The organism is Stutzerimonas kunmingensis (assembly GCF_021432085.1).
Classification (GTDB): Bacteria; Pseudomonadota; Gammaproteobacteria; order Pseudomonadales; family Pseudomonadaceae; genus Stutzerimonas.
Genome location: NZ_CP090366.1, coordinates 3,215,334 through 3,236,489, shown reverse-complemented (window position 1 = coordinate 3,236,489; position 21,156 = coordinate 3,215,334). Strand labels below are relative to the sequence as shown.

Below are 21,156 nucleotides of genomic sequence, written 5' to 3'. Positions count from 1 at the left end.
TTTCTCCGTCATTCTTCTACGCGGACTTCGCGGAACATCCCGAGGTCCATGTGCATCAGCATGTGGCAGTGATAGGCCCAGCGCCCGAGGGCGTCGGCGGTGACGCGATAGCTGCGTTTCGAACCCGGTGGCATGTCGATGGTGTGCTTGCGCACCTGGAAATTGCCGTGTTCGTCCTCCAGATCGCTCCACAGCCCGTGCAGGTGGATGGGGTGGTGCATCATGGTGTCGTTGACCAGCACGAAGCGCACCCGCTCGCCGTATCTGAGGCGGATCGGCTCGGCGTCGGCGAAGGGGATGCCGTCGAACGACCAGGCGAAGCGCTCCATGTGTCCGGTCAGGTGCAGTTCGATGGTGCGCGTCGGCTCACGGCCGTCCGGATCGGCGAAGGTGCTGCGCAGGTCGGCGTAGGTCAGCACGCGCCGGCCGTTGTCGCGCAGGCCGATGCCGGGATCGTCCAGCTTGGACACCGGCATCATGGTCTGCATGTACACCAGCGGGTTGTCGGTTTCGCTTGCCGGATGCGTCTGCATGCCGCCGCCGGACGAGCCGTGGCCCATGGTCGCGTGGTCCATCTGGCCATTCATCTCATTCTGATTCATCGCGCCGTGATCCATGTCGCCATGCCCGGCGTGAGGATCGTCGCTCGGCGCAGGCGCAGCAGCCTGGCCGTGGGCGGCATGATCACCGTGGCCCATGTCCTCCATGCTCAGTTCTGGGCGCGGATCGGGCTCGGGCACCGACGCCTGCAAGCCATCGCGCACTGCCAGCGTGCCGCGGGCATAGCCGCTGCGGTCCATGGCTTGGGCGAACAGGGTATAGGCGTCCTGGCTGCCGTCCGGCTCGACGATCACGTCGAGGGTTTCCGCCACGGCCAGGCGCACTTCGTCCACCTGCACCGGTTCGACGTTCTGCCCGTCGGCGGCGACCACGGTGAGCTTGAGACCGGGGATGCGGAAGTCGAAATAACTCATCGCCGAGCCGTTGATCAGGCGCAGGCGGATGCGCTCGCCTGGCTGAAACAGGCCGGTCCAGTTGCCGTCCGGCGCCTGGCCGTTGAGCAGGTAGGTGTAGGTGGCACCGCTGATATCGGCCAGATCGGTCGGCGACATGTTCATCTTCGCCCAGGCCCAGCGCTTGCTGACGGTGTCACTCCAGCCGTTGTCGGCGACGTCATTGATGAAATCGCCAAGCGTGCGGCGGCCCCGGTTGTAGTAGTCCGAGCGCTTCTTCAGCTTGGCCAGCACCCGTGCCGGGCTTTCGTCGGTCCAGTCGGAAAGGAACACCACATAGTCGCGATCGTAGCTGAAAGGCTCCGGCTCCTTGGGATCGATGATCAGCGCGCCATAGACGCCCAGCTGTTCCTGAAAACCGGAGTGGCTGTGGTACCAGTAGGTGCCGCTCTGGACGACCTTGAAGCGGTATTCGTACATGCCATCCGGCGCGATGCCGGCGAAGCTGAAGCCGGTAAGCCGTCCATGTTGGCCGGCAGCAGGATGCCGTGCCAATGGATGGAAGTGTCGTGGGGTAGCCGGTTGCGCACGCGCAGGGTCACGGTGTCGCCCTCGCGCCAGCGCAACAATGGGCCGGGGATGCTGCCGTTGATGGCCATGGCAGTGCGGCGCTTGCCGGTGAAGTCCACGCTCATGGAATCAATGGTGAGGTCGAACTCGGTGCCGCTGAGCACCGTCGGCTGACCTGGGCTGGTCAGCGCCCAGACGGGCTGTTGCCACAGCCCGAGGCCAGCGACGGCGCCGCCGGCAGCCAGGCTTTTGACGAAGGTGCGCCGAGAACTGGTCAATTGCATGCGGGTCCTGTTCGGTCGATCGAATTGTTGGTTTGCCGCCGCGCAGGCGCGACGTTGCAACGCTTGTGACAAGCACCATAGCGCGGTGCATCTGTCAGCGACCTGAAGCGAAAATTACGATTTTGTCAGCTGGCAGCGTGGCCAGCCCCAATCGGGCTGGCCCTGCCGGAGATGCCGAACGGCATCGCCTGTCCTGATGGCAGCGCGGCTTAGCGAACCGGTTGCGCGCCGAGGTAGTCGCCGAGCACCAGATCGCGGCCCTTGGTGGTCAGGCCGATCACCTGGTACTGCTGGTGCGGCTGGCCATAATCCATGCCCGGCGAGCCCGCCGGCATGCCCGGTACGGCAACACCGGCGAGATCGTCGCGCTTCTTCAGCTCATGAATCGCCGCAACCGGAACGTGGCCTTCGACGAACTTGCCGTCAATCACACCGGTGTGGCATGAGCCCAGGCGAGGCGCGACACCCAGCTTCTGCTTGACCGCCGACATGTTGCTTTCGACGTGATCGCGCACCTCGAAACCGTTGGCCTCCAGGTACTTGATCCAGTCCTTGCAGCAGCCGCAGTTGGCATCGCGATGCACATCGATGACGTCCGCGGCGTGGGCCATGCCGGACATCAGCAGAGCGGCGAGTGCGGTGAGGTAGAGTTTCATGGGCTTCTCCAGAGCGATGTTCAGTTGCAGCCGCAACCGCATCCGGTTTTGCGGGGCGTCGGGGCAGGCGAGTCGGTGGTGACCTCGGCAGGGTAACCGGCTTCGTCGAGTGCGGCGATCAGCTCCGCGCTATCGGCCGTGCCGTCTATCCGGGCGACCCCGGCGGCCAGATCGACCTCGACGCGCTCGACACCCGCCAAGGGCTGTAGTGCCGCGGTTACATGCCGGACGCACGCGCCGCAGGTCATGCCGGATACCTTGAGTTGAATGCTGGTCATGGGATGGTCCTCGGTTAGCCAGTCTGGTAGCACTGGCTTGATGCTCAACCTTGACGCGATGGCAAGGTCAAGCATCATTTTTCTGAGTACCACGCTAACCCCGGCGGCCTGACAAGAGGCTGATCGGAAGATTACTTTTTTGTCAGCTTCGTGGCGTCCCAGCTGCGGGCACTGCCACACTTGCGGCGTCGCCACCGAAGGAACTCGCCGCCATGAAATTGCTGGTCGCTGAAGACGAACCGAAAACCGGCATGTACCTGCAGCAGGGGCTGAGCGAGGCCGGCTTCACCGTCGACCGTGTTACCAGCGGCACCGACGCGCTGCAGCATGTGCTGAGTACGCCCTATGACCTGCTGATTCTCGACGTGATGATGCCGGGCCTTGATGGCTGGGAAGTGTTGCGCCTGGTGCGGGCGTCGGGCAACGAGGTGCCGGTGCTGTTTCTGACCGCGCGCGATCGCGTCGAGGATCGCGTCAAGGGGCTGGAGCTGGGCGCCGACGATTATCTGGTCAAGCCGTTCGCTTTCTCCGAACTGCTGGCGCGCGTGCGCACCCTGCTGCGACGAGGCAACGCGGCGGCCTTGCAGACCCAGTTGAAGATCGCCGATCTGGAGGTCGATCTGCTCAAGCGCCGCGCGGTGCGGGCTGGCCAGCGTATTGACCTGACTGCCAAGGAATTCGCCCTGCTGGAACTGCTGCTGCGTCGGCGCGGCGAGGTGCTGCCCAAGTCGCTGATCGCTTCCCAGGTGTGGGACATGAATTTCGACAGTGACACCAACGTCATCGAGGTGGCGATCCGTCGCTTGCGTGTGAAGATCGACGATGGCTTCGAGCCCAAGCTGATCCACACCGCACGGGGCATGGGTTACATGCTCGACGAGCCGGACGCGCCATGAAGCGGCTGTCGCTGACCGCGCGGCTGAGCCTGATGTTCATGCTGGCGGTGACCGGCGTGTTGGCCGCCGCCGGTTACTTCTTCAGCCAGCTCAGCGAACATCACTTCGACGAACTGGACCGCCATACGCTGCACGAAAAGCTCGAGGCAAGCCGACGCCTGCTGGGGGAGCTGGACGACCTGCAGAACTTCGAGCGCGTTCGCCCACAGCTGCAGGCGCTGCTCGGCGGGCACAGCGAGATGCGCGGTTTCATTTTCGATGAACGCGGTGCACAGCTGTTTCCTCAGCCGGGCGTTGATGAAGCGGAACCGCCGCTACTCGGGCTGATCGGCCGGGAGGCGGGAGAGCTGACACTGGACGGCCACGTCTGGCGTGGCGAGGCCGGGCATCTCGCGATCGGCGCACAGCGGCTGACCTTGCTGATCCTGCTCGATGTCACCGCGCACAAGGCCTTCTTCCATACGTTCAGCGGCTGGCTATGGTCGGCGCTGGTGCTCTGTGCCTTGCTCAGCGGGCTGCTCGGCTGGCTGCTGGTGCGCAGCGGCTTGCGACCGTTGCGCGATGTGACCCAGGTGGCCGCGTCCGTCTCGGCCAAGTCGCTGCGCGAGCGCATCCCCGACGAGTCGACACCGGCCGAGCTGCAGCAGCTGGTGCAGGCGTTCAACGCCATGCTGGCGCGACTGGAGGACGCCTTCGTGCGGCTGTCGAACTTTTCCGCCGACATCGCCCACGAGCTGCGCACACCGCTGAGCAACCTGATGACCCACACCGAGGTGGCGCTGACCCGCGCGCGTACGCTGGATCAGTACCAGGACAACCTGCATTCGAATCTGGAGGAGCTGCAGCGCATGTCCCGGATGATCGACGACATGCTGTTCCTCGCCAAGGCGGATAACGGGCTGATCGTGCCGGACGCCAAGCCCGTCGCGCTGGATGCGTTGTGCGCGCAGCTGCTGGACTATTACCAGCTCTCGGCGGACGAGCGCGGGGTGCGTTTCGAGCTTTCCGGTGCCGGCACCATTCAGGGCGATCTGTTGATGCTGCGCCGGGCGCTGTCGAACCTGCTGTCCAATGCGCTGCGTTACACGCCCGACGGCGAGCGGATCCGGGTGACCATCGAGCGAGGCTCAGGTCACGTGACGCTTGAGGTGAGCAATCCCGGGGCGACCATAGCGCCCGAGCATCTGGAGCGACTGTTCGACCGCTTCTACCGGGTCGACCCGGCGCGCCGCGAAGGCAGCCCGAGCAATGCCGGGCTGGGCCTGGCGATCACCCGTTCGATCGTTCAGGCCCATCAGGGTGCGATCGGTTGTACGTCGCAGAAGGGCTGGACGACCTTCCACCTGGAATTCCCTGGCTAAGCGCGTGCTCAGCGCTGCAGCGGCACCGTCAGCAATACGCGTAGGCCGCCGGCCTGGCTCTCGAAGGTGAGGGTGCAGTCGCAGCGTTGCGCGATCGCCTGGACAATGGCCAGGCCCAGGCCGCTGCCACTGCTGGCGGCGTGTCGCCAGAAGCGGCGGGTCAGGTGCTCGAGATGCTCGGCGGCGATGCCCGGGCCCTGGTCGCGTACTTCGAAGCGTACTCGCTCGGCTTCAGGCTGCAGGGTCAGCGTGACGGCGCTGCCCGGCGCGGTGTGGCGCTGGGCATTTTCCAGCAGGTTGCGCAGCGCGGCGATGGCCAGCACCGGCGGCATGGCCAGCGGCGTGTCGGGCAGGTCCGCCGGGACCTGCAACAGGATTGGCGCGCCGTCACCGCCACTGGCGTCCTGAATCGCCAGTCGCGCGACCTCGGCGGCCGTGCACTGCAGGCCATCGTCGAAATCCAGACTGCCTTCCACCCGGGCCAGCAACAATAGCTGTTCCAGTGTGCGCTGCAGGCGGTCGGCGCCGGCCTCGGCGTTCGCCAGCGCCTGTTCGGCGGTGGCGCCTTCTGTCATGCGTGCTACCTGCAGGTGGGTCTTGATCGCTGTCAGCGGGCTGCGCAGTTCGTGGGCGGCGTCGCCGGTCAGCCGGCGTTCGCGTTCGATGGCCTGGGCGATGCGCTGGAACAGCTGGTTCTGCGTCTGCACCAGCGGCAGCAGCTCCGGCGGCAGGCCTTCGACCGGCAAGGGTTCGAGGGAGTCGGCGCTGCGTCGGGTCAGTGCCTCGCGAATCCGCCGCACGGGCGCCAGCCCTCGGCCCAGGCCAAGCCAGAGCAGACCCAGGCTGCCGAGCAGGGCGACCGCCACGGGCAGCGCCGCCGCCAGCAACACCGAGCGCTTCAGCGCGGCACGCTCATCCAGGCGGTCGGCCGTGGTGATGCGCAGCTCGCCTTGCACCAGGGTGAAGCTGCGCCAGGGCACGCCGTCGATCAACTGGTCGCGAAAGCCGTTCTGCTCGGCGTCCAGCTGCTGGTCGGGCGCACTGTGGCTGCGCGCCAGCACCTCGCCACGCAGCGAGCTGACCTGGCAGGCCAGGCCGTTGGGGATGCCCAGTTGCTCGGCGCTCAGACGCTGCGGCGGGCCGTCGCCGGGCACCGGCTGCGGCAACTGCACCAGCAGACCGGCGACCATGCGCGCCGAGGCGGCCAAGCGCTGATCGAGCGAGAGCATCATCTGGCTGCGAAGATCGACCAGCATCCAGGTCGCAGCCAACGTCCAGAGCAGCACGAAGGCCGAACCGAGCATCACGGTCAGGCGCAGACGCAGGCTCATGGCGCGTCCTCGTCGCCTGCGAGGCCGAGACGGTAGCCGAGGCCCCGCACGGTTTCGACGATGCCGCTGCCGAGCTTGCGGCGCAGATGGTGGATATGCACGTTCAGGGCGTTGCTCTCGACGTCGTCGGCAAAACCGTAGACCGCGTCCTTGAGCTGCTCGCTGCTGAGCACCCGGCCCTGGTTGTTGAGCAGCGCCTGCAGCAGTGCCTGTTCGCGGCGCGACAGGTCGACGAGGCGGCCGTCCAGGCGTGCTTCGCAGCGGCTCGGGTCGTAGCTCAACCGGCCATGTTCGATGAGGTTGACGCTGCGGCCGGACATGCGCCGCATCAGCGTGTGCAGGCGCGCGGCCAGCTCGCGCAGATCGAACGGCTTGAGCAGGTAGTCGTCGGCACCCGCCTGCAGGCCGGTGACCCGGTCGCTGACCGCATCGCGTGCGGTGAGCACCAGCACCGGTAGTTCCAGGCCCTGTTGGCGCAGGCGTCGCAGCAGGACGATGCCGTCTTCGTCGGGCAGGCCGAGGTCGAGGATCAGCACATCGAAGTGCGCCGTACGCAGCAGGGCTTCGGCATCCGCCGCAGTCGCGGCGTGGTCGACGATCAGGCCCTGGGCATTGAGCCCGGCGACGATACCGCTGGCGATCAGCGCGTCGTCTTCGGCAAGCAGCACGTGCATGGGAGGGTCCGCAGAAAAAGCTCAAGGATGGACCTTAGCGATTAAGGCAACGTTATGCAGCCGTGCGCTGGCGTTAGCAGGCCGTTGAAAAACTACCTGCGTTGCCATCGCAGCGTTAAAAACAGGCTCAAAATGCTCATTTACCGTTCGTAAACTGCGCTTTTTCGCCTGTTTTGCCTCGCGCTGGCGGCCTCGCCTACGTTTTTCAACGGCCTGTTAATGGCGCGTTAATCCCGTCGCGGCATGCTGCGCGGCAGTCATTTCTCGGCCAGGACTCTCATGCGCATATTGGTTCTTCTGCTGTTTCTGTTGGCGCCCGGATTGGCGCTGCCGGCCGGTGGGCTGTTTGGCGGCGGCTCGCAGGATGATTTTCTGCCGGTGGAAGAGGCGTTCGCGCTGACGGTCAGCCCGCAGGAGAACGGCGCGACGCTGCTGCACTGGCGGATCGCACCGGGCTATTACCTCTATCAGCAGCGCCTGCAGTTCGACGGCCTGCCGCCGGAGCGCCAGCCGCCGCTGCCCGAGGGCGAGCCCTACAGCGACGAGTTCTTCGGCAATTCGCAGATCTACCGCGACAGCCTCGAACTGCTGATCCCGCCGGGCGCGGAGAATAGTGTGCGTCTCGGCTGGCAGGGCTGCGCCGATGCAGGACTCTGCTATCCGCCGCAGACCCGCGAGGTGTCGTTGACTGGCAACGGCACGGCGGCAGCGCCTGGGCTGGCCGAAGATCAGGCGCTGGTCAGCGGCCTCGAAAGCCAGGCACTGGCCTGGAGCCTGCTGGTGTTCTTCGGCCTCGGTCTGCTGCTGGCCTTCACTCCCTGTTCGCTGCCGATGTTGCCGATCCTGGCGGGCATCGTGGTCGGCAGCGGTGCCACCTCGCGCCGTGGTTTTGCCCTGGCGGCGACCTACGTAGTCAGCATGGCGCTGGTCTACGCCGGGCTCGGTGTACTGGCGGCGCTGCTCGGCGCCAACCTGCAGGCGGCGCTGCAGCAGCCCTGGCTGCTGACCAGTTTCGCCGTGCTGTTCGTGTTGCTGGCGCTGCCGATGTTCGGTTTGTTCGAGCTGCAATTGCCGGTGACGCTGCGTGATCGCCTGCAGCGTGTCGGTGATCGCCAGCGCGGGGGCAGCCTCGCCGGGGCTGGCGCGCTGGGCGTGCTCTCCGGCCTGCTGGTCGGCCCCTGCATGACCGCACCGCTGGCCGCCGCGCTGCTGTTCATCGCACAGAGCGGCAGTGCGCTGCAGGGTGGCTTGGTGCTGTTCGCGCTGGGCCTGGGCATCGGCACGCCGTTGCTGTTGCTGGTGACGGTCGGCCAGCGTTTTCTGCCCAAGCCGGGCGCCTGGATGGACCGGGTCAAGGTGGTATTCGGCTTTCTCTTCCTCGCGGCAGCGCTGTTCGTTGCGCGTCCGTTGCTGGCCGACTGGCTGTGGCTGGGCCTGTGGGGCGCACTGTTGGTGGTGCTCGCCACCGCCTTGCTGCATGTGGCGCAGGCAGTGCAACGCCAGCGCGTGCTCTGTCAGGCCAGCGGCATTCTGCTGGGCCTGTGGGGCGCAGCGATGCTGCTCGGTGCCGCCGGCGGCGCGGATGATCCGCGTCGGCCGCTGGCGATCTATGCCGGCGGTGGAACGGGTGCCATCTCCGCCGAAGCTCACGCGCTCGGTTTCAGCGATCCGGCGGTGCTGGATCGTGAGCTGGCAGCGGCCAAAGCGCAGGGCCAGTGGGTGCTGATCGATTACTACGCCGACTGGTGCGTCTCCTGTAAGGTCATGGAGAAGGAGGTCTTCGGCAATGCCGAGGTGCAGGCGAGCCTGGACGGCGTGCGCGTGCTGCGCCCCGACGTGACCCGCAGCGACGCCGCCAGCCGCGAATTGCTGGACCGTTACCAGGTGCTCGGCCCGCCGACGCTGCTGTGGATCGGCCCGGATGGCGTCGAGCGCCGCGAACGCCGTATCACCGGCGAGGTCGGTGCCGGGGACTTTCTGCAGAACTGGAACCAGACCCGGGAGCGAGGTTGATGCTGACTGTGAATATCGGGCCGCTGGCCCTGGCGGTGCCCCATGTATTGCTGCTGGGCAGCCTGCTGCTGGCGACCCTGACCGGCTGGTGGGTCGGCCGCCGCAGCGAGCGCAACCCGGAGCGGCAGCTGTTTCGCCTGCTGCTGGTGGCGCTGCTGGTGGCTCGCCTGGCCTTTGTCACGCTGTACTGGGCGTACTACCGGGATGACTGGCTAAGCGTCATCGATATCCGTGACGGTGGCTTCATCGCCTGGCCCGGGCTGGTCGCTGCGCTGGCGTTGGGCATCTGGTGGGGCTGGCGCGACCGCGAACTGCGCAAGCCGCTGGGTATCGCGCTGACGGTGGGAATCCTCAGCTGGGGCTTCAGTAACCTGGCCTGGCACTCCTTCGAGCAGGGCACGCGGCTGCCGGAAATGGCCCTGCGCGACAACCAGGGTCGCCCGGTGGCGCTGGAGGATTACTCCGGCCAGCCGCTGGTGATCAATCTCTGGGCGACCTGGTGCCCGCCGTGCCGGCGCGAGATGCCGGTGCTCGCCGACGCCCAAGCCCGGGAAAGCGACACCCTGTTCCTGTTCGTCAATCAGGGCGAGGGGGAGGGGGAGATCAATCGCTTCCTGGAAACCGCGGGGCTGAGTCTCGATAACGTCCTGCTCGACAGTGGCGGGCGCCTCGGCCAGCACGTGGGCTCCACGGCGCTGCCGACCACGCTGTTCTACAACGCCGATGGCCGCCAGGTCAGCAGCCATCTCGGCGAACTCTCGCACGCCAGCCTGGCGCGCGCGCTGGAAAAACTGAAAGAGGAAGCTGCGCAGTGATTCGATTCAAGCCGTTACCCTACCTGCTGGCCGGCGTCAGCCTGCTGGCCCTGCCCATGGCGCAGGCCGAGGAATTGCCGGAGGCGATCAAGGCCGTCGAGGCGCGTGGCGCCGAGGTCGTCGGCAGTTTCGCGGCACCCGGCGGGCTCAAGGGCTATGCCGCGCGTTACAACGGACAGGGCATGGCGCTGTATCTCACCCCGGATGGCGAGCACGTGCTGATCGGCAGCCTGCTCGATGCCAAGGGTGAGGACCTGACCCGCGCGCACCTGGAGAAGCTGGTCTACGAACCGCTGGGCAAGGAAATGTGGACGCGCATGGAGAACAGCACCTGGATCGCCGACGGCAAGGCCGACGCGCCGCGCGTCATCTACATGTTCAGCGACCCGAACTGTCCGTACTGCAACATGTTCTGGAAGCAGGCCCGGCCCTGGGTCGAGTCCGGCAAGGTGCAGTTGCGACACATCATGGTCGGCATGCTGCGCGCCGACAGTGCCGGCAAGTCCGCCGCGTTGCTCAGCGCCAAGGATCCGCAGGCAGCGCTCAACGAGCACGAGGCGGCCGGCAAGGCGAGCAAGCTGAAGCCGTTGCAGAAGATCCCGGCAGCTCTGGAGAAACAGCTCACCGACAACCTGATGCTGATGAGCGAACTGGGCGCCCAGGCGACTCCGGCGATCTTCTATCTCGACGACAACGACCGCCTGCAGCAGCACCAGGGTGCGCCGCAGCCGGATGCGCTGGCGCAGATCATGGGGCCACGCTGAAGGATTGCTGCGGGTGGTCGCTGAGCTGTTTCGCGGCACATCCGCTTCAGCACGGGGCGGCGTTTCACTGCGAAGCGACTATCCGCTGTAGACATCATTGGGTGGGGCGCCATCAGAACAGATGGCGCGGCAGCCAGACGATCATCACCGCGCAGAAGATGCTGAGACCAATGCAGAACCACAGGAAGCGCCGCTGCCGGCGCTCCGGGGCGCTGTCGGCGTGTTCCGGCAGCGGCATGCCGCAGTTGCCGCATTCGGCTTGCTTCGGCGGGTTGTCCTGCTGGCAGTACAGGCATCTGGGCATGGCGGCGCTCCTCTCGGTCGGTAAAGCCTGACACGGCGGAAAATCCGCGGGCTTTGACGACGATCAACTCACTCGAACTGCTCGAGTCGCTGGCGATCGAGGATGGCGATCTGCCGGCCTTCCTGGGTGATGATGCTCTCGTCGATCAGTCGACGAATGATCCGCGAGAACGTCTCCGGCTGGATCGACAGGTGCCCGGCCACCAGCTGCTTGGCCATCGGTAGTTCGAAGCTGTTGCTGCCGTCCTTCACTCGCGCCAGTTGCGTCAGCAGATAGCGCACCACGCGGTGGGTGGCGTTCTTCAGCGACAGCGTTTCGATCTCGTTGATGCGCTGGTGCAGGCGCACGCAGAGCTTGCCGAGCAGGGCGAAGGTGAGGCGCTGGTTCGCTTCCAGCAGGCGCATGTAGGCCGCGTTGGAGAACCGGTAGACCTGCGACGGGCAGACCGCCTGGGCCGAGGCCACGTAGTTGGGCGTGTCCATCAGCATCATGGCTTCGGCAAAGGTCTGGCGGTTGCCGATGACCTCGAAGACCTTCTCCTGGCCGTCGGGCGTCAGGCGGTAGACCTTAACCGCACCGGAGATGACGAAGTAGAAGTTGTGTGCCGGCTCGCCCTGGTGGAACAGGTTGTCACCCTTGTCGAGGTTGAGCAGTTGGCTGGCATTGAGCAGTTCTTCCATCTGCTCTTCATTCAACGGTTCGAACAGGTGGTGGCTGCGGAGAATCTGGTGGTGTACGCGGTGAAGCACCATGCAAGGCGTCCTGTTTCAATTGAACAACAACAAACGTCGGCCTTCAGCCTAGCGCATGTGATGGGCGATGACGCAGGTTAGAAGTTGATGACGGTCATGATCTGGCCATACGCGGCTCAGTACCGCGTAGGCGATCAGTGCAGATGCGCGACGAATCCTTCACGCCATACCGGCTCGGCAAACAGCTGCGGATAACGTTCCAGTGCCTCGAAAATGCGCTGCAGGCCCTGTTCACGCTGCTCGGCGTCGGACAGCGCCTCGGCGCCCTTGAGCAGGTCGATCAACAGGCCATGCAGCGCATTGTCAGCGGCTTCCGGCAACTTGCAGTTGGCGATGAGATAGCTGGTCGCCGCTTCGATGTCGCGTTGCAGCGCGGCCGCCGACTCGTCACTGACCGGCTGGCCGGGGGCACTTGGCATGCTGCGTTGTACGACTTCGTGGATACGGGTCATGCCTTCGCGCAGAGCGGCGTCGGTGGCCCAGCGCTCGCCTGGCGTAGCTTGGGCGGCGACGGGCGTTGGGTGGCTGTGATCGTGTGCAGTGGCCGCCTGCGCCGTGCCGACGGCCATGCTCAGGGCGAAGCTGCTGGCCAGGGCGACGACCGAGGCCATTGCCACGCCCCAGGCGATAGGTTGCAGATACTGTTTCATGGTTGAGCCACCTCAATACGTTGTACGCCTTCATCGCTCGCTGTCGGCGCGGTCATTTCCGCGTTACGGAACAGCACGTTGTTCTCCAGGTGGATGTGCTGCATCAGGTCGCTGCGCATCTCCTCCAGCCCGCGATACAACGCGCGCCAGGTATTGCATGCGTTGGCCGGCGGGGTGATGTCGTTGGTCAGCGCTGCCAACTGTTCCAGGGCATTGCCGTGCTCCTGATGCTCGTAGCGCATTACCGAGATCGGCCCCTGTGCCTGCGGGAAGCGCATGCCGCGCTGCAGCATCGGGAAGAGAATCTGTTCCTCCTTCAGCATGTGGCTTTCCAGCTCCTGCTGCATGTGCCACAGGTGTTCGGCGAGACCGTTGGGGCATTCGGGGCGGCTGCCATGGACCTGCTCGACCCGGCTGGCCAGGCGAATCAGCTCCGGGAACTGGTCGCGATGCCGCTCATGGAAGCGCGCCAGGATGTATTCGATCAGCTGGCCAGCGGGCTCGGCGCGCCAGTCCTTCTCGGACTCTTCCGGCTCGAGGGCGAGCAGTGCGTCGGCGATGATGTGCGGATCGACATCGATTCGCGCCGCGGCCTCGCTCAGCGGCAGGTCGCCACCGCAGCAGAAGTCCAGGCGGAACTGGCGGAATACCCGGGTGGCACCCGGCACCGAACATGCGAGATTGCCGAGGGTCTGGTCGATTAGGTCGGTGGTCATGGCAGTGGTCCTGATGGATATGACCCGTCCATCGCAACAGCCGTGCCAGGCGCCGACACCGCGGAAACTGGCGGCTGCGACACGCTGCTGGTGGAAATTACCCGAAGCGGTTATGGTTCGAAAAACCATGAGGGTATCCAGCACCATGATGGCTGACGCACTGCTTGCCGACCTGACCACCGAACTGCCCAACGCGGTGCGCCTGCAACGTCTGGTGCACACCCTGCACCAGCACTTTCGCTGCGGTGCCGTCGTGCTGTTGCGCCTCGACGAGGACAGCCTGCGGCCACTGGCGGCGGTAGGGCTGGTGCAGGAGGCGCTGGGCCGGCGCTTCGTCGTAGCGCAGCATCCGCGTCTGGCGGCGATCCTCTCCCAGCGCGAGCCGACCTGGTTCGAGCCCGACAGCCGCCTGCCGGACCCCTATGACGGTTTGCTCGACGAGCACATCGGCGAGCCGTTGCCGGTGCATGACTGCATGGGCGTCAGCCTCTACGTCGAAGGCAAGCTGTGGGGTGCGCTGACGCTGGATGCGCTGCATGCCGGCACCTTTGGCGATGACGCCCGCTGCGACCTGCAGCGCTACACACTGGTGATCGAGGCCGCGGTGCGGGTTACCCGGCTGGAGCATGAGAATCGCGGTCTGCGCCTGGCGCGTAGCGACGTAATGGAAGCCGCACTCGATCATGGTGATGGCGAAATTCTCGGTCAGAGCGATGTGATCCGCGAACTGCTGCGCGAATTGCAGGTGGTGGCCGATTCCGAATTGCCAGTGCTGCTGCTGGGCGAGACCGGTGTCGGCAAGGAGCTGTTCGCGCGCTGGCTGCATCGGCATTCGCGGCGGCGCAACAAGCCGCTGGTGCACGTCAACTGCGCGGCACTGCCGGAATCCCTGGCCGAGAGCGAACTGTTCGGCCACGTCAAAGGCGCGTTCTCCGGTGCCACCACCGATCGGCCCGGTCGTTTCGACGCCGCCAATGGCGGCACGCTGCTGCTCGACGAGGTTGGCGAGCTGCCGCTGACGGTGCAGGCCAAGCTGCTGCGCACCTTGCAGAATGGCGAGATCCAGCGCCTCGGTGCGGACAAACCGCGCCAGGTCGATGTGCGCATCATCGCCGCGACCAACCGCAACCTGCGCGAAAGCGTGCGTGACGGGCATTTTCGCGCCGATCTCTATCACCGGCTGTCGGTCTATCCGGCGCCGATTCCACCCTTGCGCGAGCGTGGCAACGACGTGCTGATCCTCGCCGGGCACTTCCTCGAACTCAATCGCGCGCGGCTGGGGCTGCGCAGCATGCGACTGTCGCCGGCCGCCGAGCGCGCTCTGCTGGCCTATTCCTGGCCGGGCAACGTGCGCGAGCTGGAGCATGTGGTCAGCCGCGCGGCGCTGCGCCTGCTCAGCCGTGGCGCGTCGCGCAGCGAGATCCTGACGCTGGAGCCCGATCTGCTGGACCTGGACAGCCATGCTGTCGGTGCGGTCGCGGCGCAGGTAGCCGATGAGCCGGTAGTCGCCGACGAGGTGCTGCCGCTGCGCTACACCGTCGATGCTGCCCAGCGCCAGGCCATCGTCCGGGCGCTGGAGGCCAGCGGCGAGAACTGGGCGCAAGCCGCCCGTCTGCTGGATGTCGACCCGAGCAACCTGCACAAGCTGGCGCGACGGCTGAAGCTCAAGTAGCGCCCGTCGGCCGGCGAGAGTCGCAGACGACCTGCCATGGTCTAACCTCATAACACAACCGAGGAGAGCTCCATGGCACTGGACCAGAACGAATTCGAAGCGCTGTTGAGCGAGGCGCAGGCCTTCGCCGAACGCGCCGCCAGCGAAAACAATCCGCTGCACTATCGCGACGCCTTCGCTGCGAGCCTGAAGGCCATACGCCTGCTTGGTGAGGAGTCCGGCGCGTGGCGGCAGATGGTCGCCCGTGCCACCGAGGAATTCGAGGGCGACGAGGGCATTTGAGGCAATTGCTCGCCAGCCATGGCACAGCTGGCGCGCACCTTCCGCTGCATTTCGTCGCAGTCGCGACGTCCGAGCAAACTTGACCCCTATCAATGCTGGCCAATGGTCAGCTGCCTAGACTGCCGGCTGTTTTCCGTTCAGCCGAACGACCGCCACGCCATCGGTGCGTGGCGCGCATGTACCCGAATGTCTAGGAGTTGTCATGCACCTGGTCTGCCCGGCAGGAAGCCTGCCCGCGCTCAAGGCCGCCGTCCAGCAGGGCGCCGATGCCATTTATGTCGGATTTCGCGACGACACCAACGCCCGCCATTTCGCCGGCCTCAATCTCGATGAAAAGCAGCTCGACAAGGGTCTGCAGCTGATCCGCGAGAAGGGCCGGCAGCTGTATATCGCCGTCAACACCTATGCCCAGCCGGACGGCTGGAATCGCTGGCAGCGCGCCGTGGATCAGGCCGCCGACATGGGCGTGGATGCGCTGATCGCGGCCGACCCCGGCGTGCTCGGCTATGCCAGCAAGCGCCATCCCAAACTCAATCTGCATCTGTCGGTGCAGGGGTCGGCTACCAATGCCGCCGCGCTGGGCTTCTATCAGCAGCGCTACGGCATCAGCCGCGCTGTGCTGCCGCGGGTGCTTTCGCTCAAGCAGGTCAAGCAGGTCGCGGCGAGCAGCCCGGTGCCGATCGAAGTGTTCGCCTTTGGCAGCCTGTGCATCATGGCCGAGGGTCGTTGCCATCTGTCTTCGTACCTTACCGGCGAATCACCCAATCTCTGTGGCGTCTGCTCGCCGGCCAAGGCGGTGCGCTGGAGCGAGGAGCCGGAAGGGCTGACCTCGCGCCTCAACAACGTACTGATCGACCGCTACGCCGAAGGCGAATCGGCTGGTTACCCGACGCTGTGCAAAGGGCGCTTCATGGTCAATGGTCAGCGCTTCCACGCGCTCGAAGAACCCACCAGCCTGAACACCCTGGATCTGATCCCCGAGCTTTCCGCCATCGGCGTCACCGCGATGAAGATCGAGGGCCGCCAGCGCAGCCCGGCCTATGTCGAGCAGGTCACTCGGGTCTGGCGCGCGGCGCTGGACAGCTATCTCAAGGCGCCGCAGCGCTACGCGGTCGAACCCGGCTGGCGGCAGGTGCTGGACGGTCTCTCCGAAGGCTCGCAAACCACCCTGGGTGCCTACCATCGGGCCTGGCAATGAACGAGGAGTCACCCATGAAACTTTCTCTGGGCCCGGTGCTGTTCTACTGGGATCGCCAGCAGACGCTGGACTTCTACGCCAACATGGCCAGCCAGCCGCTGGATGTTATCTACCTCGGCGAAACCGTTTGCTCCAAGCGCCGCGCGCTGATGCTCGACGACTGGCTTGGTCTGGCCCGCGATCTGGCTGAAGCCTCCTCGGCGCAGCTGGTGCTGTCCGGCCTGACCCTGGTCGAAGCCGCTTCCGAGCTATCCAGCCTGCGCCGCCTGTGTGACAACGGCGAGCTGCTGGTGGAAGCCAATGACATGGGCGCGGTGCAGCTGATGTCCGAGCGCAAGCTGCCCTTCGTTGGCGGCCCGGCGCTGAACCTATACAACGGCCACGCCCTGGCCGAGCTGGTGGCCAGCGGCATGACCCGCTGGGTGCCGCCGGTGGAAGCCTCCGGCAAGCTGATCAAGAGTGCCCGCGCGCAACTGCAGGAGCTGGGCGTGGCACTGCCGGAAATCGAGATATTCGCCTATGGTCATCTGCCACTGGCCTATTCGGCGCGCTGCTTCACCGCCCGTGCCGAGAACCGGCCGAAGGACGACTGCCAGTTCTGCTGCCAGAACTATCCCGAGGGCATTCCGCTGCTGAGCCAGGAGGGTGAGGCGCTGTTCACGATCAACGGTATCCAGACCATGTCTGCAGCGGTCAGCAACCTGCTCGCCGACTACGCGGGTCTGGTCGACAGCGGTGCCGATCTGCTGCGCCTGAGCCCGCGCGCTGCCGGTATGGACGAGGTGGTCGCTGCCTTCGATGCGGTGCGCAAGGGCGCGCTGCCGCCGCTGGCGGTGGACGGTTGCAATGGGTATTGGCATGGCCAGCCGGGCATGCTGCGCGCCGAGGAGGCCGGATTATGCTGAATCCACGTGCCCATCTGGTGAATCTCGGCGGGCGGCTGTTGCCGCTTGCGGCCAAGACGCCATTCCTGCTCCAGCGCCTTGCGCTGGAGCGCAGCCTCAATCAGGTATTCGCCGAAGCACTGAGCGACGGCGCCTTTGACGTGCTTGACGGCCACTGGATGAAGCTCGAAGTCGCCGACCTCGGCCTTGCCTGGTGCCTGACCTGCGAGCGCGAGCAGCTGCGCATTGCGGCGCAGGCACCGGTGGAGGTGACCATTCGCGGCAACTGGCGCGAGTTCCTGCTGTTGGCCAGCCGTCAGGAAGACCCGGATACGCTGTTCTTCCGCCGCCGGCTGGTTATCGAGGGTGATACCGAGCTGGGCCTGGCGATCAAGAATCTGATCGACAGTCTCGACCCCGACACGCTGCCGAGCTGGCTGTGGAAACTGCTGCAGGGTGCCGGCGAGGAGGTGGCGGCGGCCGGCCGGGCACAGGCGGCCAGAGCCTGACCGATTGTTCCGCCCGCAGCCGTCGCAAACTGCCTGCGCCTGCAAGGCTCAGGCTGGCGGACCGCCCCGGCGCGGCGCAGCAGTGCGGGGGGCGCAGGGCGCGCTACCCGCTGGAACGAACTGTTCCGCGATTCCAGCGACACGCTCAGTCCGTGGGTTTCAGGCCGTGCGCAACTGCATCCGGTCACTGGCGATAATGTCTTTCATGTCATCGAACAGCGCGCTGATCTCCTCCTCGCTGCAGTCTTCCCGATAGCGCTTGCGCAAGCCGTAGCTGCTGAGGGTGATGTGCACGTCGGGTGTCACGCCGTGCTGCGCGAGGCAGGCGCGGGCGCAATGCATCGGGCAGCCGTCGATGGCGAGAATGGGGCGGCCGGAGTTGGCTTTCTTCACCAGCGCTGCAACGCGCCCGCCGACGCCGGCGATGCAGGACATTTCCGCCAGCCCGGCGCGATCGAGACGCACCGCCAGGGTGTTGGCCAGCTGCGCGACATTCGAACAACCGGAGCATGAATAGACCAGGGGCGCAGGCGTTGTGGTGATCATCGCGTTTTCCTGACGGTGGCGTGGCGCGGGTCATTTTCCAAGGCGCGCCGGCGACTGGCTTTGACAGCAATCAAGAACACTGGGGCGTTCTGCCGCAGGTCACTCGTCATAGGCGGCGAGCTTGCGGTTGTCGAGAATCTCGATGCGTCGCCGCTGGACCGATATGGTTCCGGCGTCGATCAGCCGATGCAGGATGCGCGAGAAGGTTTCCGGCTGAATGCCCAGTTTCGACGCGATCAAGCGTTTCGGCACATCGAGCACCACCACGCCGCTGTCGTCCTGCTGCGATTGCGCGAGAAAGCGCACCACGCGATGGCTGGCGTTGGCCAGGGTGAGGGTGTCGATCTCGGTCATACGCTGGTGCAGACGAATGCTCAGGGTGGCGAGGATGTCTAGGCAGATATCCGGGTGCTGCTCGAGAATTCGCCGGTAATGCGGCCCGTTCAGGCTCGCCACCAGGCTGGCCTTTAGCGCGGTGGCGCTGACCGGATAGCTCGGCGTGCCCTTGAACAACAGCGCTTCGGCGAACGATTCACCGGCACGCATCACTTCCACCAGCTTCTCCTGCCCGTCGCAGACTACGCGGTGCAGCTTGATCTGGCCGCTGAAGAGGAAATAGAAGCGGTCGGCCTTATCGCCCTGATGAAACAGCGAGGCCCCCGCAGGCAGGCGCTTCAGGTTGGCAGAGGTGCACACCTCCTGTAACGCCGCCTCGGGCAGTCGGCTGAACAGATGGTGGCGGCGCAATTCCGCGACCAGGGTTTTTTCAGTGAGCATGTGTCCTCCCCCGGATTGAACCGGGTTTATCAGCCTGCATCCTAGGAGTCCGGTGTCCGCCGCTTCCTTGATCACGGACAAGAGTGTCGGCCATGAGCCGTCGGCGCCGTCGGGCGATCACTTGCCTGTGCTTGACGATGATCAATTCGGTAATGAGGTTCCACCTCTAAAGTCACACCATATTGTGTTTCTTGCGAATAAATTCACTACATATGGTTATGGAGGCGTTGATGCCCAGGCAGGCAGAGGTGGCGAAACCGGTTTCACTGCGCAAGCGCGATGGCCGACTGGCGGCGTTCGAAGTGGACAAGATCGAGCGCGCCATCGCGGCGGCGGGCGCGGCGACCGGCGAGTTCGAGTTGGCAGTGGCGCAGGCATTGGCCCAGGCCGTTCGTCAGCAACTGGCCCATCGCACGGCGGTGGAGGTGGAGCAGGTGCAGGACGGCGTCGAGCGTGCCCTGATGGCAGCCGGCTACTTCGATACCGCCCGGGCCTACATCGTCTACCGCGAACGCCATGCGCGTCTGCGCCGAGATCGCAAGGTGGTGGTCGACGTCGCCGCCTCGATGAACGAATACCTCTCCCGCGAAGACTGGCGGGTGCGCGCCAACGCCAACCAGGGCTACTCACTCGGCGGGCTGATCCTCAACGTGTCTGGCAAGGTCACCGCCAACTACTGGCTGGACGAGGTCTACAGCCCGGAGATCGGCACGGCGCATCGCGAAGGCGATCTGCATATCCATGACCTGGACATGCTCGCCGGCTATTGCGCTGGCTGGTCACTGCGGACCCTGCTCAATGAGGGCTTCAACGGGATTCCGGGGCGGGTTGAGGCCGGCCCGCCCAAGCACCTGTCCAGCGCGCTGGGGCAGATGGTCAATTTTCTCGGCACGCTGCAGAACGAGTGGGCCGGCGCGCAGGCGTTCAGCAGCTTCGATACCTACCTCGCACCGTTCGTGCGCAAGGACAACCTTGGCTTCGCCGAAATCCGCCAGGCCATTCAGGAGTTCATCTACAACCTCAACGTGCCGTCGCGCTGGGGCACGCAGACCCCGTTCACCAACCTGACCTTCGACTGGGTCTGCCCCGAAGATCTGCGCGAACAGATCCCCTACATCGGCGGCGAGGAGATGCCCTTCGCCTACGGCGAGCTGCAGGCCGAGATGGAGCTGATCAACCGTGCCTATATAGAAGTGATGCAGGCCGGTGACGGCCTCGGCCGGGTTTTCACCTTCCCGATCCCGACCTACAACATCACCCACGACTTCCCCTGGGACAGCGAGAACGCCGAGCGCCTGTTCGAGATGACGGCGCGCTACGGGCTGCCGTACTTCCAGAACTTCCTTAATTCGGACATGCAGCCGAACCAGGTGCGTTCGATGTGCTGCCGCCTGCAGCTGGACGTGCGCGAGCTGCTCAAGCGCGGTGGCGGGCTGTTCGGCTCTGCCGAGCAGACCGGTTCGCTGGGCGTGGTGACGGTCAACTGTGCGCGGCTGGGCTATCTCTACCGTGGTGACAAGGCGGCGCTGCTCGAACAGCTGGATGCGCTGCTGGACATGGCGCGGCAGAGTCTGGAGGTCAAGCGCAAGGTCATCCAGCACCATATGGATGCCGGGCTCTACCCCTACACCAAGCGTTATCTGGGCACGCTGCGCAATCACTTCTCCACCATCGGGGTGAACGGCTTGCACGAGATGGTGCGCAACTTCACCGACGACACCGAGGGGCTGCAGACCGCTGGCGGTCGCGCCCTGGCGATCGAGGTGCTCGACCACGTGCGGGCGCGGCTGGTGCAGTTCCAAGAAGACACTGGGCACCTCTACAACCTCGAGGCGACGCCGGCCGAAGGCACCACCTATCGTTTCGCCAAGGAAGACCGCAAGCGCTTCCCCGACATCCTCCAGGCGGGTTCGGCCGAGGCGCCGTACTACACCAACTCCTCGCAACTGCCGGTCGGCTTCACCGACGACCCCTTCGAGGCCCTGGAGCTGCAGGACGAGCTGCAGTGCAAGTACACCGGCGGCACCGTGCTGCACCTGTACATGGCCGAGCAGATTTCGTCGGCTGAGGCCTGCAAGAAGCTGGTACGCAATGCGCTGTCGCGTTACCGCCTGCCTTACCTGACGGTAACGCCCACCTTCTCGATCTGCCCGGTGCACGGTTATCTCGCTGGCGAGCACGAGTTCTGCCCGAAGTGCGATGAGGCGCTGCTGCACAAGCAGCAAGCCGAAGCGGCCCTGGCGGTCTGATCTGCGATCCCGTGTCACGCCG

At 65.4% G+C, this 21,156-nt stretch carries 21 protein-coding genes and 1 pseudogene; 11 read left to right on the top strand and 11 right to left on the bottom strand.

Features of this window, described 5'->3' with window-relative positions; genetic code table 11:
- Positions 1-8: 8 nt before the first annotated feature.
- The 3 genes and pseudogenes from LW136_RS15250 to LW136_RS15240 all read right to left on the bottom strand — a co-directional run bounded on the left by LW136_RS15250 (position 9) and on the right by LW136_RS15240 (position 2,741).
- Positions 9-1,807, bottom strand: a pseudogene (locus LW136_RS15250) (copper resistance system multicopper oxidase).
- Positions 1,808-2,016: 209 nt separating this feature from the next.
- Complete coding sequence (locus tag LW136_RS15245; RefSeq protein WP_044315681.1) at positions 2,017-2,463, bottom strand: DUF411 domain-containing protein; 447 nt, start codon at positions 2,461-2,463, stop codon at positions 2,017-2,019.
- A gap of 20 nt (positions 2,464-2,483) precedes the next feature.
- Positions 2,484-2,741 carry a heavy-metal-associated domain-containing protein gene (locus tag LW136_RS15240; RefSeq protein WP_044315680.1) on the bottom strand — a complete coding sequence of 86 codons (258 nt, stop codon included), beginning with the start codon at positions 2,739-2,741 and terminating at the stop codon, positions 2,484-2,486.
- 212 nt (positions 2,742-2,953) lie between these two features.
- Between LW136_RS15240 and LW136_RS15235 the strand changes: the two genes are divergently transcribed.
- Both LW136_RS15235 and LW136_RS15230 read left to right on the top strand, forming a co-directional pair.
- Positions 2,954-3,637, top strand: coding sequence for a heavy metal response regulator transcription factor (locus tag LW136_RS15235; protein WP_014820951.1), 684 nt, complete (start codon positions 2,954-2,956; stop codon positions 3,635-3,637).
- Positions 3,634-4,998 carry a heavy metal sensor histidine kinase gene (locus LW136_RS15230; RefSeq protein ID WP_041014517.1) on the top strand — a complete coding sequence of 455 codons (1,365 nt, stop codon included), beginning with the start codon at positions 3,634-3,636 and terminating at the stop codon, positions 4,996-4,998. The genes LW136_RS15235 and LW136_RS15230 overlap by 4 nt, the downstream gene beginning before the upstream one ends.
- A gap of 8 nt (positions 4,999-5,006) precedes the next feature.
- Here the strand turns inward: LW136_RS15230 and LW136_RS15225 are convergent, their stop codons facing one another.
- Entirely contained in the window at positions 5,007-6,329 is a 1,323-nt protein-coding gene (locus LW136_RS15225) for a sensor histidine kinase (RefSeq protein WP_041014516.1), read from the bottom strand.
- Positions 6,326-7,003: a response regulator gene (locus tag LW136_RS15220; RefSeq protein ID WP_041014515.1), complete on the bottom strand. Its 678-nt coding sequence runs from the start codon at positions 7,001-7,003 to the stop codon at positions 6,326-6,328. Before LW136_RS15220 ends, LW136_RS15225 begins: the two co-directional genes overlap by 4 nt.
- A gap of 279 nt (positions 7,004-7,282) precedes the next feature.
- Here LW136_RS15220 and dsbD point away from each other — a divergent pair, with 279 nt between their 5' ends.
- Genes dsbD through dsbG form a run of 3 tightly spaced genes read left to right on the top strand, consistent with a single transcriptional unit; the run spans position 7,283 to position 10,595 of the window.
- Positions 7,283-9,016: a protein-disulfide reductase DsbD gene (gene dsbD / locus LW136_RS15215; RefSeq protein ID WP_041014514.1), complete on the top strand. Its 1,734-nt coding sequence runs from the start codon at positions 7,283-7,285 to the stop codon at positions 9,014-9,016.
- Positions 9,016-9,831 (top strand): TlpA family protein disulfide reductase, encoded by an 816-nt coding sequence (locus LW136_RS15210; RefSeq protein ID WP_041014513.1) that lies wholly within the window; start codon positions 9,016-9,018, stop codon positions 9,829-9,831. The genes dsbD and LW136_RS15210 overlap by 1 nt, the downstream gene beginning before the upstream one ends.
- Positions 9,828-10,595 (top strand): thiol:disulfide interchange protein DsbG, encoded by a 768-nt coding sequence (dsbG, locus tag LW136_RS15205; RefSeq protein ID WP_041014512.1) that lies wholly within the window; start codon positions 9,828-9,830, stop codon positions 10,593-10,595. The genes LW136_RS15210 and dsbG overlap by 4 nt, the downstream gene beginning before the upstream one ends.
- Positions 10,596-10,707: 112 nt before the next feature.
- On the opposite strand, the gene LW136_RS15200 is transcribed toward dsbG, so the two are convergent.
- The 4 genes from LW136_RS15200 to ytfE form a co-directional block, all read right to left on the bottom strand.
- Positions 10,708-10,899, bottom strand: a complete 192-nt coding sequence (locus LW136_RS15200) for a hypothetical protein (protein ID WP_041014511.1) — start codon at positions 10,897-10,899, stop codon at positions 10,708-10,710.
- Positions 10,900-10,967: 68 nt separating this feature from the next.
- Positions 10,968-11,651 carry a Crp/Fnr family transcriptional regulator gene (locus tag LW136_RS15195; RefSeq protein WP_003299699.1) on the bottom strand — a complete coding sequence of 228 codons (684 nt, stop codon included), beginning with the start codon at positions 11,649-11,651 and terminating at the stop codon, positions 10,968-10,970.
- Between the two features lie 134 nt (positions 11,652-11,785).
- Complete coding sequence (locus LW136_RS15190; RefSeq protein WP_041014510.1) at positions 11,786-12,301, bottom strand: hypothetical protein; 516 nt, start codon at positions 12,299-12,301, stop codon at positions 11,786-11,788.
- A complete protein-coding gene (ytfE, locus tag LW136_RS15185; RefSeq protein WP_041014509.1) occupies positions 12,298-13,017 on the bottom strand; it encodes an iron-sulfur cluster repair protein YtfE in 720 nt (239 codons plus the stop codon). Before ytfE ends, LW136_RS15190 begins: the two co-directional genes overlap by 4 nt.
- 145 nt (positions 13,018-13,162) lie before the next feature.
- Here ytfE and norR point away from each other — a divergent pair, with 145 nt between their 5' ends.
- The 5 genes from norR (at position 13,163) to ubiT (ending at position 17,562) form a co-directional block, all read left to right on the top strand.
- Positions 13,163-14,689, top strand: coding sequence for a nitric oxide reductase transcriptional regulator NorR (gene norR / locus LW136_RS15180; protein WP_041014508.1), 1,527 nt, complete (start codon positions 13,163-13,165; stop codon positions 14,687-14,689).
- Positions 14,690-14,761: 72 nt separating this feature from the next.
- Positions 14,762-14,971: a hypothetical protein gene (locus tag LW136_RS15175; RefSeq protein WP_003299695.1), complete on the top strand. Its 210-nt coding sequence runs from the start codon at positions 14,762-14,764 to the stop codon at positions 14,969-14,971.
- Positions 14,972-15,173: 202 nt separating this feature from the next.
- Positions 15,174-16,169: a ubiquinone anaerobic biosynthesis protein UbiU gene (ubiU, locus tag LW136_RS15170; RefSeq protein WP_003299693.1), complete on the top strand. Its 996-nt coding sequence runs from the start codon at positions 15,174-15,176 to the stop codon at positions 16,167-16,169.
- Positions 16,170-16,183: 14 nt separating this feature from the next.
- Positions 16,184-17,074, top strand: a complete 891-nt coding sequence (locus LW136_RS15165) for a U32 family peptidase (protein ID WP_041014507.1) — start codon at positions 16,184-16,186, stop codon at positions 17,072-17,074.
- Positions 17,068-17,562, top strand: a complete 495-nt coding sequence (gene ubiT, locus LW136_RS15160; protein WP_003279700.1) for a ubiquinone anaerobic biosynthesis accessory factor UbiT — start codon at positions 17,068-17,070, stop codon at positions 17,560-17,562. Before LW136_RS15165 ends, ubiT begins: the two co-directional genes overlap by 7 nt.
- Positions 17,563-17,721: 159 nt before the next feature.
- Here the strand turns inward: ubiT and LW136_RS15155 are convergent, their stop codons facing one another.
- Complete coding sequence (locus LW136_RS15155; protein ID WP_003299688.1) at positions 17,722-18,108, bottom strand: putative zinc-binding protein; 387 nt, start codon at positions 18,106-18,108, stop codon at positions 17,722-17,724.
- Positions 18,109-18,207: 99 nt separating this feature from the next.
- Positions 18,208-18,885, bottom strand: coding sequence for a Crp/Fnr family transcriptional regulator (locus LW136_RS15150; protein ID WP_003299686.1), 678 nt, complete (start codon positions 18,883-18,885; stop codon positions 18,208-18,210).
- A gap of 230 nt (positions 18,886-19,115) precedes the next feature.
- On the opposite strand from LW136_RS15150, the gene LW136_RS15145 reads away from it, so the two are divergent.
- A complete protein-coding gene (locus LW136_RS15145; RefSeq protein WP_044316166.1) occupies positions 19,116-21,134 on the top strand; it encodes a ribonucleoside triphosphate reductase in 2,019 nt (672 codons plus the stop codon).
- Positions 21,135-21,156: the final 22 nt, after the last annotated feature.

Coding starts and splice junctions, on each gene's coding strand:
- LW136_RS15245 (WP_044315681.1), bottom strand. CDS start 2,463: ATGAAACTCTACCTCACCGCACTCGCCGCTCTGCTGATGTCCGGCATG.
- LW136_RS15240 (WP_044315680.1), bottom strand. CDS start 2,741: ATGACCAGCATTCAACTCAAGGTATCCGGCATGACCTGCGGCGCGTGC.
- LW136_RS15235 (WP_014820951.1), top strand. CDS start 2,954: ATGAAATTGCTGGTCGCTGAAGACGAACCGAAAACCGGCATGTACCTG.
- LW136_RS15230 (WP_041014517.1), top strand. CDS start 3,634: ATGAAGCGGCTGTCGCTGACCGCGCGGCTGAGCCTGATGTTCATGCTG.
- LW136_RS15225 (WP_041014516.1), bottom strand. CDS start 6,329: ATGAGCCTGCGTCTGCGCCTGACCGTGATGCTCGGTTCGGCCTTCGTG.
- LW136_RS15220 (WP_041014515.1), bottom strand. CDS start 7,003: ATGCACGTGCTGCTTGCCGAAGACGACGCGCTGATCGCCAGCGGTATC.
- dsbD (WP_041014514.1), top strand. CDS start 7,283: ATGCGCATATTGGTTCTTCTGCTGTTTCTGTTGGCGCCCGGATTGGCG.
- LW136_RS15210 (WP_041014513.1), top strand. CDS start 9,016: ATGCTGACTGTGAATATCGGGCCGCTGGCCCTGGCGGTGCCCCATGTA.
- LW136_RS15200 (WP_041014511.1), bottom strand. CDS start 10,899: ATGCCCAGATGCCTGTACTGCCAGCAGGACAACCCGCCGAAGCAAGCC.
- LW136_RS15195 (WP_003299699.1), bottom strand. CDS start 11,651: ATGGTGCTTCACCGCGTACACCACCAGATTCTCCGCAGCCACCACCTG.
- LW136_RS15190 (WP_041014510.1), bottom strand. CDS start 12,301: ATGAAACAGTATCTGCAACCTATCGCCTGGGGCGTGGCAATGGCCTCG.
- ytfE (WP_041014509.1), bottom strand. CDS start 13,017: ATGACCACCGACCTAATCGACCAGACCCTCGGCAATCTCGCATGTTCG.
- norR (WP_041014508.1), top strand. CDS start 13,163: ATGATGGCTGACGCACTGCTTGCCGACCTGACCACCGAACTGCCCAAC.
- LW136_RS15175 (WP_003299695.1), top strand. CDS start 14,762: ATGGCACTGGACCAGAACGAATTCGAAGCGCTGTTGAGCGAGGCGCAG.
- ubiU (WP_003299693.1), top strand. CDS start 15,174: ATGCACCTGGTCTGCCCGGCAGGAAGCCTGCCCGCGCTCAAGGCCGCC.
- LW136_RS15165 (WP_041014507.1), top strand. CDS start 16,184: ATGAAACTTTCTCTGGGCCCGGTGCTGTTCTACTGGGATCGCCAGCAG.
- ubiT (WP_003279700.1), top strand. CDS start 17,068: ATGCTGAATCCACGTGCCCATCTGGTGAATCTCGGCGGGCGGCTGTTG.
- LW136_RS15155 (WP_003299688.1), bottom strand. CDS start 18,108: ATGATCACCACAACGCCTGCGCCCCTGGTCTATTCATGCTCCGGTTGT.
- LW136_RS15150 (WP_003299686.1), bottom strand. CDS start 18,885: ATGCTCACTGAAAAAACCCTGGTCGCGGAATTGCGCCGCCACCATCTG.
- LW136_RS15145 (WP_044316166.1), top strand. CDS start 19,116: ATGCCCAGGCAGGCAGAGGTGGCGAAACCGGTTTCACTGCGCAAGCGC.